This window comes from Photorhabdus laumondii subsp. laumondii (genome assembly GCF_003343245.1).
GTDB classification, from domain to species: Bacteria; Pseudomonadota; Gammaproteobacteria; order Enterobacterales; family Enterobacteriaceae; genus Photorhabdus; species Photorhabdus laumondii.
This window is the reverse complement of record NZ_CP024901.1, coordinates 391,506-403,717: the sequence shown is the minus strand read 5'-3', so window position 1 is coordinate 403,717 and position 12,212 is coordinate 391,506. Positions and strand designations below refer to the sequence as shown.

The 12,212-nt window shown below is 43.4% G+C and carries 11 protein-coding genes; 9 read left to right on the top strand and 2 right to left on the bottom strand.

The window, feature by feature from the left end; all coding sequences use genetic code 11:
• Positions 1-15: 15 nt before the first annotated feature.
• The gene (locus PluTT01m_RS01905) at positions 16-858 is read right to left on the bottom strand and encodes a 23S rRNA (adenine(2030)-N(6))-methyltransferase RlmJ (RefSeq protein ID WP_011144763.1); all 843 of its coding nucleotides are present in this window, start codon (positions 856-858) and stop codon (positions 16-18) included.
• Between the two features lie 638 nt (positions 859-1,496).
• Positions 1,497-2,015: an Hcp family type VI secretion system effector gene (locus PluTT01m_RS01900; protein WP_011144762.1), complete on the bottom strand. Its 519-nt coding sequence runs from the start codon at positions 2,013-2,015 to the stop codon at positions 1,497-1,499.
• Between the two features lie 900 nt (positions 2,016-2,915).
• On the opposite strand from PluTT01m_RS01900, the gene tssB reads away from it, so the two are divergent.
• Genes tssB through icmH form a run of 9 tightly spaced genes read left to right on the top strand, consistent with a single transcriptional unit; the run spans position 2,916 to position 12,210 of the window.
• Positions 2,916-3,413, top strand: a complete 498-nt coding sequence (tssB, locus tag PluTT01m_RS01895; RefSeq protein ID WP_011144761.1) for a type VI secretion system contractile sheath small subunit — start codon at positions 2,916-2,918, stop codon at positions 3,411-3,413.
• A 23-nt stretch (positions 3,414-3,436) separates the two neighbouring features.
• The gene (gene tssC, locus PluTT01m_RS01890; RefSeq protein ID WP_011144760.1) at positions 3,437-4,915 is read left to right on the top strand and encodes a type VI secretion system contractile sheath large subunit; all 1,479 of its coding nucleotides are present in this window, start codon (positions 3,437-3,439) and stop codon (positions 4,913-4,915) included.
• Positions 4,916-4,921: 6 nt separating this feature from the next.
• Positions 4,922-5,362, top strand: a complete 441-nt coding sequence (gene tssE, locus PluTT01m_RS01885; protein WP_011144759.1) for a type VI secretion system baseplate subunit TssE — start codon at positions 4,922-4,924, stop codon at positions 5,360-5,362.
• 1 nt (position 5,363) lies between these two features.
• On the top strand, positions 5,364-7,211 hold the full coding sequence (gene tssF, locus PluTT01m_RS01880) for a type VI secretion system baseplate subunit TssF (protein WP_011144758.1): 1,848 nt from the start codon (positions 5,364-5,366) through the stop codon (positions 7,209-7,211).
• Positions 7,175-8,227 (top strand): type VI secretion system baseplate subunit TssG, encoded by a 1,053-nt coding sequence (gene tssG / locus PluTT01m_RS01875; protein WP_041379883.1) that lies wholly within the window; start codon positions 7,175-7,177, stop codon positions 8,225-8,227. Before tssF ends, tssG begins: the two co-directional genes overlap by 37 nt.
• Positions 8,228-8,232: 5 nt before the next feature.
• Positions 8,233-9,519: a type VI secretion system-associated FHA domain protein TagH gene (gene tagH, locus PluTT01m_RS01870; RefSeq protein ID WP_011144756.1), complete on the top strand. Its 1,287-nt coding sequence runs from the start codon at positions 8,233-8,235 to the stop codon at positions 9,517-9,519.
• Positions 9,519-10,085, top strand: a complete 567-nt coding sequence (tssJ, locus tag PluTT01m_RS01865) for a type VI secretion system lipoprotein TssJ (RefSeq protein ID WP_011144755.1) — start codon at positions 9,519-9,521, stop codon at positions 10,083-10,085. The genes tagH and tssJ overlap by 1 nt, the downstream gene beginning before the upstream one ends.
• A 2-nt stretch (positions 10,086-10,087) precedes the next feature.
• Positions 10,088-11,440 (top strand): type VI secretion system baseplate subunit TssK, encoded by a 1,353-nt coding sequence (tssK, locus tag PluTT01m_RS01860; RefSeq protein WP_011144754.1) that lies wholly within the window; start codon positions 10,088-10,090, stop codon positions 11,438-11,440.
• A complete protein-coding gene (gene icmH, locus PluTT01m_RS01855) occupies positions 11,440-12,210 on the top strand; it encodes a type IVB secretion system protein IcmH/DotU (RefSeq protein WP_011144753.1) in 771 nt (256 codons plus the stop codon). Before tssK ends, icmH begins: the two co-directional genes overlap by 1 nt.
• The last annotated feature ends 2 nt before the right edge of the window (positions 12,211-12,212 follow it).

Sequence of the window (12,212 nt, the reverse complement as noted above, 5' to 3'; positions counted from 1 at the left end):
TGCCATTGTTAAAAGCTATTCTGGCACCACCCATTTAACCAAGGTGTGACCAATTCCTTCTGGCACCAGAACCTGATGTAACCACGGCAACACTGATTTCATCTGCTGTTCCAGTTTCCAAGGTGGGTTAATCACTATCATGCCAGAGGCGGTCATGCCTCGTTGATCGCTATCAGGCCGGACAGCCAACTCAATTTGTAGAATACGGCGAATGCCCGTTGCTTCCAGCTCTTTAACCAGTCGTTTAATCTGCTGGCGTAATACCACCGGATACCACAACGCATAAACACCGGTTGCAAAACGCTTATAACCTTCCTGAATTGCCTGTACAACTGCCTGATAATCCGATTTCAGTTCATAAGGAGGATCAATCAGAATGAATCCGCGGCGACTCAGTGGTGGCAATTGTGATTTTAATTGCTGATAACCATCTTCACGCAAAACTCTGGCGCGGTTATCGCGGGAGAATTCATTACGTAATAAAGGAAAGTCACTCGGATGCAGTTCTGTCAGATTGAACTTATCATCTTGTCGTAACAAATGGCGGGCGATTAAAGGCGATCCTGGATAGTAACGTAAGTTGCCACTCTGATTCAGTGCAGCTACTGCACTCATATAAGCGTTCAACTCCTGCGGTAAATCTTCACGCTGCCAAACGCGGGCAATCCCTTCCAAATATTCACTGGTACGTTCAGCATGTTCACTACTGAGTTGATAGCGGCCCGCACCGGCATGCGTATCCAGATAGAGAAAAGGTTTCTCTTTTTCTTTAAGAGATTCAATGATCAAGCTTTGTACAGTATGCTTGAGCACATCGGCGTGATTGCCAGCATGAAAACTGTGACGATAACTTAGCATTAATTTCAGACCCCAGAGCAGAGAATAGGTTGATTGCCAGATGGAGTACCTGACAACTAAAAACCCATCCCAGTAGATGGGACAGATGGTAAGGCCCTATTATAGCCCTATTAGCGACAAAAATGTCAGACTCCTCATCTTTCTCCTGGAGATCCCTTTAGTCATATTAATAAAAATTTAGGATAAGTGAAAAACTCTACCCAGACCAATATGATATTTAATAAGTAATACTATTTACATTTCCACTAAAAATCATAAGTAATACTTACGTAATGACAAACAACAAGAATTGTGCAATTAAAAAAACAAGACATTAAACGAACAATTAAATATACAAGATCTTATGTTGATGTTCACAAAATCACCAATCAGGAACAGAGATTGAAAAATGTTAACACTCGCTATATGGAAAAATAATTAAAAGAAAAGCCAGAAAAAATGACTTAATGTTATCGAGAACATTAAGTAATATCGTTAAATAGTACGTGTAAAAAATGAAAGGGAGAGAAAGAAAAAAAATCAAAAAAGCTGAAAGAAGTTGAAGACAGTTATTAAAAATCTTCAACTTAAAATAAAGAAAAATTAAGCTTTTCAGCCAATGAAGAGATATTTCATTGGCTGAATGATTATATTACCTATCAGGCAACAATAGGTGCACGCCAATCATCTGCGCCGGAAGTACCTGCGGTTGTATGCTCCCAATTAATCTTACGATAAGACAGAGAAACACGAACCAGCTGAGTAAATTCAGCTTTTGTTGGGTCCTGACAATGAGGCATTTGGCAATCAATGTCGATAATAGTGGCATCTTCCAACTGCGTCGTGAAGAAATGCTCTTGTTTCCCTTCAACAGAAGTGCGATACCATTTCAATACTACACTCGTCAGCATTTCACCCGAAGCCAATGCGTTATAAAGCAATGGAACAGATTTATTTAATGCAACTGTAAAACGGAATGGTTTATGAGCACGCTGACCTGAAGGCTGACCTGATTGAGGATCAGTGGGTACGGTGACGACATGATCAAATGCTTGAACTAGCATTTCATCTTCGTGGCCCTGAACGTAAATATTACCCACTGATTCAGCAGTGAATGAACCCGCAGTAATATTACCCTGTGTTTTTCCGGTGATAGAAATATAACATGGAGTTGGCATTGCAAATATCCTTTATAGAGATTGTGTCAACATTAAGGTAACGCTCATATTAATTTCAATAGTGATTATTTCATCTTGGAAGAAATCACTTGCGAATACATTGAACGCTAAAATGAATAATAAATACCAACCCGCTCGTTTCAAAATAAAATCTAAATTGCAAAATTGTTAATCCATCACCAACAAATAAAAACATTATAATTAATGCCATTTTTAAAAAAAACTTTGAAATTGACTTAATTTACAGAACAATTAACTGTTAACACTCATTTAATCTAGAGATAGGATGACATATCCATATGAAATATAAAAACTTTGATAATTCCAACCTAAATTATATTTTGATCAATTAAAAATTGATAACTGGATCAAAAAATTAAACATCTCCACTTGGTTAATAACGGAAATAATATTTTCAATATGAAACTAACTCTAATATGTAAACAAAAATACATCTAGAAATACTTTGTTACAAAATGAAACAAAAAATCATTAAAATACCTTTTATAGAGTACTTTAATCAAGAAGTGGATTAAGAAAGCATCAAGTCGTAACTGATTGCCAAATCAAATAAAATCATCAAAAGGCTAAATAGAGGGGTATATCTACATATATTTTAGCTTTACAATAAAAAAACAAAATGCGACACTCCGCTTTGCAGATCGCTCTATATTGATGCTATTGTTCGATGAATAAGAACATTCTGAATGTCGTATTTATCTATATGCTCATAAAAGCCAGCTTACTACCCAATTTAATGCAGTGAATCTCCCGTTTTTTAATCTAGGGGAATTTTATGTTCTCCATCACATATAAGTAGGTATCAAGGGCAACTCTCTCATCAATATTGTTATCAGATAATTCCTAATTGCCTAATTGTATTACCCAAAGGATTTTAATATGAGTAAAAATAGTTCAGGTAGCGTAGCGCCAAAAGAAAGGATTAATATCAAATACGTTCCGAATACCGGTGATCAAGTAGCCGAGATTGAATTACCCCTTAACCTACTTATCGTTGGTGACCTCAAAGGAACAAAAGAAGATACGCCAATTGAAGAACGGCAAGCTGTTTCTGTGCACAAGAATAACTTTAATGCCGTGATGAATGAAGCCAATATCAATCTCACCTTTAGTGTCCCCAATCGCCTCAACGATAATAACGGAGATGACCTGCCAATTAACCTGGAAATAAAATCACTCAATGATTTCTCACCCGATAACGTAGCGAAGAAAGTGCCTGAATTAAATAAACTTTTAGAGCTGCGTGAGGCACTTGTCGCACTAAAAGGGCCATTAGGAAATATTCCGGCATTCCGCACCCGCTTACAAGAGTTATTGGGTGATGAGAAAGTCCGCGAACAACTTCTAAAAGAGCTTGAAATCGTCAATCAAAAGTAATTGACTGAAAAGGAGTTTTTAACATGTCCTTGCATGAAGAGAGCAGTACAACATTAACCCCAGGGTCCACTACCTCTTTGCTTGACGAGATTATGTCTCAGGCAAGAATGACGCCGGAAAATGATGGCTACCATATCGCAAAACAAGGTGTTGCCGCTTTTATCAGCAGCATTTTGGATACCGGTACTAACGAAGAACCTGTCAACAAGCTTGTCGTTGATAGAATGATTGTTGAGCTTGATAAAACACTCAGCACTCAAGTTGATGAAATTATGCATGCCAAAGAGTTCCAAGAGCTGGAATCATCATGGCGTTCACTGAAATTGCTGGTTGATCGTACCGATTTTCGTGAAAACATCAAAATCAACATCATCCATGCGACCAAAGAAGAGTTACTGGAAGATTTCGAATTTTCACCAGAAATCATCCAATCAGGCTTATACAAACATGTCTACTCAACAGGTTATGGCCAGTTTGGCGGCGAACCGGTTGCGGCGGTCATCGGTAACTATGCGTTTAGCAATAGCTCACCCGATATCAAACTGATGCAATATGTCAGCGCGGTTGGCGCAATGGCTCACGCGCCATTCCTCTCTTCCGTTGCACCTGATTTCTTTGGTATCAGTAGCTTTACCGAATTACCAGCGATTAAAGATCTGAAATCTGTCTTCGAAGGCCCGGCACACACCAAATGGCGTGCGCTGCGCGAATCGGAAGATTCACGTTATCTCGGTCTGACAACACCGCGCTTCTTGTTACGTCTACCTTACTCAACCGTCGAAAACCCAATTAAAAACTTTAACTATCAGGAAGATGTCAGCAAAGATCACGAACATTTCCTGTGGGGTAATACCGCTTATCTGCTGGCAACTTGTTTGACTGACAGCTTCGCCAAATATCGCTGGTGCCCGAATATTATCGGCCCACAAAGCGGTGGTACTGTCAGCGATCTACCGGTTCACCTATTCGAAGCAATGGGGCAGATCCAAGCCAAGATCCCGACAGAAGTTTTAGTTACCGATCGTCGTGAATTTGAATTGGCGGAAGAGGGTTTTATCACTCTGACGATGCGTAAAGGCAGTGACAACGCCGCATTCTTCTCTGCCAACTCAGTCCAGAAGCCAAAAGTGTTCCCGAATACCCGCGAAGGGAAAATGGCGGAAACCAACTATAAATTGGGTACTCAACTGCCCTATATGTTCATCATCAACCGCCTTGCACACTACATCAAAGTGTTACAGCGCGAGCAGATTGGTTCCTGGAAAGAGCGTCAGGATCTGGAGCGTGAACTGAACACCTGGCTGAAACAGTACATTGCTGATCAGGAAAATCCACCAACGGATGTCCGTAGCCGTCGCCCTCTGCGTTCTGCCCAAATTCAAGTTTTGGATGTGGAAGGCGATCCAGGCTGGTATCAAGTGGCAATGCAGGTTCGCCCTCATTTTAAATATATGGGAGCCAGCTTTGAATTGTCACTAGTAGGCCGTCTGGATAAGGAGTAATGGGTCATGGCTGCGCTGCACAGTTGGAATAGAGAAGGCTCTGCCAGCCTGTTCGAGCGTATTCAGGGGAAGAACTCTGGTTCTTCCCGCCAATCAAGAATGCGTGAGCTGCTCAACTCCATAAAACGGCACCTGAATCATGTTCTCAATACTCATCCGGGTGCCTGTCAGAGTGCGGCTGATCTTGGCGTCATTGATCTCAATGACGCTACAACCACGGCAACTGACTTTAAACAGAGTATTGAGCAAGCAATAGAGCACTGCATCACAAATTATGAACCAAGAATATCGTCAGTCACTGTCAATGCAATCCACGATGATAGTGATCCGCTGTTGTTACGTTTTCACATCAGCGCCCAGGTATCCCTGGATGATATTCATGACGCTGTTGAATTTAATATTCAACTGGATAACAACCGGCGTTATTGCCTAGAGAGGACTCAATAAAATGTCACTTGAAAAATATTTTAGAGAGGAACTGGATTACCTTAGACAATTGGGGCGACAAGCCGCAATTGAACATCCTCACCTCGCCTCATTTTTGTCTGAACAAGGCTCTGACCCGGATGTTGAGCGTTTACTAGAAGGATTTGCTTTTCTCGCAGGTAATTTACGGGCAAAAATTGATGATCAATTCCCTGAGCTGACTCATGGATTGTTACACATGCTATGGCCAAATTACCTGCGGCCAACGCCTAGCATGACCATTATCCAATATACACCTGATGATAGTGCCATCACAAAAGCGACGCAGATCCCGCGTGGAACTCAAATCAAAAGCCGTCCGCTGACGGATGATAGCGAAAATGATGAGGATGAAGATAATTACTTAAGCAATACCAATACTCAAAAAACAGGCCAAGACGATCATCGCTGTACTTTCACTTTATGCCGTGATGTTTGGCTGTTTCCGATGTCTATCCGGGACATTTCGGTCAATAATAGTAATGAGCAGGGTGTCATCGGTCTGAATTTCACCTCAAAAACAGAACTTAACTTACAAGAACTGCAACTTGATAAACTGCGTTTTTATCTAAGCGGCGATGATTACAGCAGTACACAACTCTATTTCTGGCTTAGTTATTACCTTGAAGATGCAAAACTTGTTGTAGGCGATACCACGATTTCATTACCGGATTTTGACTTCGTTCCAGTGGGTTTTAATCGGGAGGACGCCCTATTGCCTTACCCGAAAAATGCCTATATGGGTTATCGCGTCTTACAAGAGTACTTCTGTTTTTCCGAAGGTTTTCTGTTTTTCGATGTCACTGGCATCCCTAAATTACCGGCAAGTCTTAAAGCCACAGATTTCACGCTAAATCTCTATTTCTCAGAAGCTCTGCCGCCAGAAATCAAAATCCGTCAGGATACTTTTCGGTTGCATTGTGTTCCGGCAATCAATCTCTTTCCAATGGATGGTGAAGTTATTCGATTGGATGGTAGCCGGGACGAATATCCATTGAGAGCGAGTTATAGCCATCCTAATCGCTACGATATTTTCTCTATTGATAAAGTAGAAAGCTGGCTAGTCGGGCCTGATGGTAAACCTAAACTAAGCCGCGATGGTAGACGATCTTATGTGCCATTCGAAAGTTTTCACCATCAAATCGAACATGAAAGCGAACTCAATACTCGCTATTTTCGTATCAGAATCAAGGAATCCCCATTTCGCAAAGGGCTTGAGCATTACATCTCTTTTGTCCGTGGTGATGAATCTCAACTTCTATTAAGTGAGGAAAATGTCTCTATTCAACTGACGTGCACCAATCGCGAACTGCCACTTCAACTCCGGGTAGGTGATATTGATTACCCTTTATCGGGAAGCTCGTCATTTGCGACATTCCGCAACATAACCCGCCCATCCGTTCCACTCTATCCATTGATGAGCGGTGAGTATCACTGGTCGCTTATTTCCAATATGTCACTGAACTATATGACATTATTGGACAAAGACGCACTAAAGGCGGTACTAAGAACTTACGATCTCCCCAGCCGATATAACCGACAATCCTCACGCTCATCACAAAAACGGCTAGATGCCATTGAACGGATTGAAACGAGGCAAATAGACCGACTATTTAAAGGTCTCCCGGTACGTGGTTCGGAATCAACATTGTATATCCGGCAACAGGCTTTCTGTTCTGAAGGCGAGCTTTATCTGTTCTGCAACATACTGTCACGCTTTTTTGCCTTATATGCCAGCGTTAACTCCTTCCACATGTTGAAGGTGATCAATTTAGATAATCAGGAATGTTATCAATGGCCGGAACAGACAGGTCAACATGCGTTGATGTAACGAGTGAAAACTCGCCACAAAATCAGATATTAGATGTGTCAAGGTATAACTTTCATCAATTGGTCGAATTGTTCAACCAATTGGCGGTAGCGTGGGAAAAAACTGGGCAAACCAACCGTCCGGACCGTGAAGCAATTCAGTTTAAATCCAGCGCCAGCCTGGCTTTCCCAACCAGAGATATTGTCTCTGCGAAACGTTCTAAAGAGGGACGTTTCCAGGTGGAAGTCTCTTTTCTGGGGCTACATGGCAGCCAATCGCCTATGCCAGGTTATTACCTTGATTCGTTGGCATGGGAAGACGCCCAGGATGAAAATCGACTGACTAACTTCCTTAATATCTTCAATCACAGCTCTATTGTCATGCTCCATCAGATCTGGCGGAAATACCGTTATTACATCTGTTTTGACAAAAACGGACAAGACGATTTTTCTCAGCGTATGTTTGCTTTGGTGGGACTTGGCAGTAATGTGAACCGTTCTCATTTAAATATCAACCATAGCAAAATGCTGGCCTATGCCGGCTTATTAGCCAGCCCCGGTCGATCACCGGAAGTGATATGCAGCTTGGTTTCACACTGTTTTGATCTACCGGATGTTACGGTACACGGCTGGCAAATCAGAAAAATCGCTATCGAGCCATCACAGCAAAACCGTTTAGGTGGAATGCTGAAAATAAGGGGACAGAAACAAAAAGTTAAACAGTCTGTAATAGGAAAAAACTTTTTCCTCGGTTCATGGGTGAGAAGCTGCAATAGTAAATTTATTTTATGTATCAATAATCTCTCTCGTGAACACTTCTTGTCATTTCTCCCAGACGGCAAGAATTTCCTGCCATTGGTAATGTTTCTCTGTTTTGTCCTGCGTGATCAGATGGCTTGGGATCTGCGTCTTGGCTTGGCCGAAAACCAAGCGGGCGGCATGGTACTTGGCACGAAATTAAACAATAACCTAGGGTGGACCAGCTTTCTTGGCGAACCGGAAAAGAAACCCTTTATCACGATTTCAGTGAATGGATAAAGACGATGGAAAAACAACAGCCAACTCTCTCATTACGAGTGATCAACAGCGATCAATTGGAAAGCGGCAAAGCGGCTAGCTGCCTATTCTCGACTCAAGGTGGCACAGTCGGCAGCAGTGAAAGCCATCTTTGGTCCGTTCAAGATCAACAAGGTAATATCAATCCATCACAATTTACTATCCAGTGGCGTGATGACGCATTTTGCTTACAAATGATTGCGGGTCCCCTGTTTGTGAATCAGTCACCCTTGACTTCTGGCGCCGGTTTCATCCGCCTGCAACAAGCGGATGAAATTACCATTGGTAAACTGGTGATCAAAAGCTATATCAGTTTTTCCGACACAGATCGTATTGATCCAATGACAGTATCACCGGAATCACTGGTCTCCAGCTATAGCAATCCACTGGACGCTATGATGGAAAAAGATCCTGCTCAAGATTCCGCTTTCACTGATCATGGTTCTTTGGCCCCCACGATCAAACACGATTTCAGCCATGATCCACTCAAGGTTCTCGATAGCGAAAATCTGACCACTCTGGACCAGACGTCAGTGAGTAACGAGGTAGACCAAAGCCTGCAACAAGACCACTACCGCACCCCATTATTTTTCTCTTCCCTCTCAGATAACAGAGGCAATGCTATGGATCAGGATTTTGTTGATTTACCCGGTATCTCTTCGCCTTTTAATGAACAGTATCAGGACATGGAACAGCAACATGTTGCTATCACGCCATTGATGCGAGGGTTGAACACACAATTGCCTTTGCATAACAGCCAACAAGCTAACGACTTTCTGGAAGAAATGGGTAAAACCATGAAAGCGGCCATTGAAGGTCTACTGGTACTGCAACGTACACAGCATGGGCTGCGTGATAAACAATTGCGCCCTATTGAAGATAATCCGTTACGGCTGAACATGGATTACAACACCACCATGCAAGTGATGTTTGCGGATCAAAAAAGCCCGGTACATCTCTCTGCCCCCTCCGCTGTCGCTGAAAGCTTACATAACCTGCAATTGCATTATCAGGCTAACCGGATTGCGATCACTGCCGCATTGAACACCATGCTGGATGCTTTCTCACCGGAACACCTACTGAATCGTTTTGCCCAATACCGCCGCAGCAATGAAACACAGGAAAAAGATGCAACCTGGGCATGGGAAATGTACACCAGTTACTACCGCGAACTGGCTTCCAGCCGCCAACAAGGGTTCGAAAAACTGTTCGGTGAAGTCTATGAGCAAGCTTATGACCGTGCTCTACGTCAAGGTTTAGAGGATAGCCAGTAATGAAGCGCTCCGGCGGTAATACCTCATGGTTCGGTAGTAATACCGTATGGTTTGTATTGCTGGCAGCGCTGATGTTAAGCGGTTGTAGCAGTGCATGGCAGGCAACGAAGAAAGTCGGACAGGTAGTCTGGGACCCATCAACTCCAGTTGGTCAACCTGCGAACTTACCTTCCACCGTCGCGATCACTTTGCTGGCAGAACCTGATATTAACCCCAATAAAAATGGAGAAGCCACTCCGGTTGAAATGCATCTGCTCTATCTCAGTGAAGATTCCCGTCTACTTGCCGCTGATTATGACCAACTGGCGAGTGACAAGCTGGATAAAGCACTGGGGAAAAATTATATCGACCATCAGGATTACACCTTATTGCCGGGGCAGTACAAACCACTGCCAGTCATCCCGCTGGAAAAAAATAGCCGTTACATCGGCGTTATCGTTCGCTATGCCGATATTAATCAATCCGAATGGAAAAAGGTCATCCGTGTGAAAGACACAGGACAGCAATACCACATTCTGGTGCATATCAGAGCGAACGAAGTTGAACTTAGAAAAGAGGAGCAATAACTATGCCAGGCAAGAATCGGGTGATTTGGCGCGAAGGATTATTCATCAAGCCACAACACTTTCAACAACAACAAAAACATAATGACTATCTGGCTCATAGCCGCCAGACGTCCTTAACTAGTTATAGTTATGGCTTCAGTTCTCTGACACTGGATAAAGACCTTCTCGCTCTAGGACGCATCAGTATCATCGAAGCCAGCGGTATCATGCCAGACGGCACAGTGTTCTCGATTCCTAATCAGGATGCAACTCCTCAACCGCTTGATGTTGTGAATATTCACGAGAACAACAGTAAAGATATCTATCTGGCGCTACCAATAGCTAACGATATTCTGAATGAAATCTCTCATTCAGAATCCAATCATGCAGGAGCTGTGCGCTACCGTGAATACATGGAAGATATCCGTGATTTGCATACAGATGGCGGTGATATCTGTCAAGTCATGCTGGCACAACTGACGCCGGTTCTAAAACAGGGTTCAGAAGATCTCAGTGCTTTTTCCGTACTCCCGCTATGCCAGATAATAGAAAAGCGCCCTACCGGAACTATCATACTGGATGAAGATTTCGTACCAACCTGTACATCCATCAGGGTCTCTACTCAATTAAAAAATTATATGGATGAAATAGATAGAGCGATGACAGAACGAGGCAGATCACTCGCTAACCGGATTGGTTCTCCCGGACAGCAAGGAGTCGCTGATGTTGCTGAATTTATGATGCTCCAGCTAGTTAACCGAGTTCAGCCGTGGTTTACCCACTACGCAGGACAAGCCATTTTGCATCCACAAGATTTTTTCACTCAGCTGATCCAAACCTGTGGTGAACTGAGAACATTCACTCATGAATCCCGTCAGGTCGGCAATATGCCAATTTACAAACACGACGATCTGACGGAAACATTCAAGGAAGTCATGATCCTCATGCGCGAAGCAATGGGCGTTGTTCTGACCCCGCGAGCGATTCCAATTAAGCTACAAACTCAAGCCAATGGTATCCGGGTGGCCCACATCCATGATCGCAATGTTTTGACGAACGCGGAATTCATTCTGGCAATCCGCGCACAAGTTCCACATGATCAATTACTCCGCAAGTTTGCTCAACAGACTAAAGTTACATCGGCTGAAAGGATCCGCGAAATGGTCAGCATCCAGTTGCCTGCCGTAGCACTGGCGGCGCTTCCCTCTGCCCCACGTCAGTTGCCTTATCATGCTGGTTACACCTATTTCCGACTTGAGCAACAAGGCGACGCATGGAAAGACATTCTAAAAGGTAACTCCATCGCTTTCCACGTTTCAGGAGAATTCCCTGGATTAGATATGCAATTCTGGGCGGTTAGGAATGGGAGTGCCTAATGAAAACTGAAACCATAAATGGCAATCCTATTCCGACGCAGGAGGTCACTGATAATGCCGTGCATCTTCAGTATCAGTTACCGCTGCGCGGAGAAAGCCTAAACCCGATGATCGATGCCGCTACACCGCTGCTCGGCATGGTCATGCGTCTAAAAGACATGGGCGAACAACCGCTGCCGGACCAGCTTTATCAACAGGTCGTCACTGATATTCAGGCAATCGAACAACTTCTACAAACCAAAGGCTATGAGCCGGGCGCAATTATCTCTTTTCGCTATACGCTCTGTACCTTCATTGATGAAACCGCATTGGGTCATGGTTGGAACAGCAAGAATGAGTGGTTACAACAATCACTACTGGTTCGATTCCATAATGAAACCTGGGGTGGCGAAAAAGTTTTTCAGTTGCTAGATCGTTTGATGGGTGAACCTCAGCGCTATCAACATCTGCTGGAGTTTATCTATCTTTGCTTCTGCCTCGGTTACCGTGGCCGTTATAAAGTTGCTTCGCAGAAAAGTGATGACTTTGAACGTTTATTCCGTCGATTACACCAACAACTGCACGCGCTGCGGGGAGAAGCTCCTTCCATCATTCTCCACAATAACGCCAATGAGCGTAATGATCGCTATCGCCTGGGTAAGCGTCTGACTATTAAACATCTGTTCTGGAGCGGTATTACGCTGCTCGCTATCGTTTATAGCTTCTACGCTATCCGTCTGCACAACCAAACCCAGAACATCTTACAACAGCTAAATAACTTACTGAGCTAGGA

What these genes read in the sequence shown, in the direction of transcription:
- tssE (WP_011144759.1), top strand. Translation starts at nt 4,922, where the DNA reads ATGGCTGCGCTGCACAGTTGGAATAGAGAAGGCTCTGCCAGCCTGTTC.
- tagH (WP_011144756.1), top strand. Translation starts at nt 8,233, where the DNA reads ATGGAAAAACAACAGCCAACTCTCTCATTACGAGTGATCAACAGCGAT.
- tssJ (WP_011144755.1), top strand. Translation starts at nt 9,519, where the DNA reads ATGAAGCGCTCCGGCGGTAATACCTCATGGTTCGGTAGTAATACCGTA.
- tssC (WP_011144760.1), top strand. Translation starts at nt 3,437, where the DNA reads ATGTCCTTGCATGAAGAGAGCAGTACAACATTAACCCCAGGGTCCACT.
- tssG (WP_041379883.1), top strand. Translation starts at nt 7,175, where the DNA reads ATGGCCGGAACAGACAGGTCAACATGCGTTGATGTAACGAGTGAAAAC.
- tssB (WP_011144761.1), top strand. Translation starts at nt 2,916, where the DNA reads ATGAGTAAAAATAGTTCAGGTAGCGTAGCGCCAAAAGAAAGGATTAAT.
- PluTT01m_RS01905 (WP_011144763.1), bottom strand. Translation starts at nt 858, where the DNA reads ATGCTAAGTTATCGTCACAGTTTTCATGCTGGCAATCACGCCGATGTG.
- tssF (WP_011144758.1), top strand. Translation starts at nt 5,364, where the DNA reads ATGTCACTTGAAAAATATTTTAGAGAGGAACTGGATTACCTTAGACAA.
- icmH (WP_011144753.1), top strand. Translation starts at nt 11,440, where the DNA reads ATGAAAACTGAAACCATAAATGGCAATCCTATTCCGACGCAGGAGGTC.
- PluTT01m_RS01900 (WP_011144762.1), bottom strand. Translation starts at nt 2,015, where the DNA reads ATGCCAACTCCATGTTATATTTCTATCACCGGAAAAACACAGGGTAAT.
- tssK (WP_011144754.1), top strand. Translation starts at nt 10,088, where the DNA reads ATGCCAGGCAAGAATCGGGTGATTTGGCGCGAAGGATTATTCATCAAG.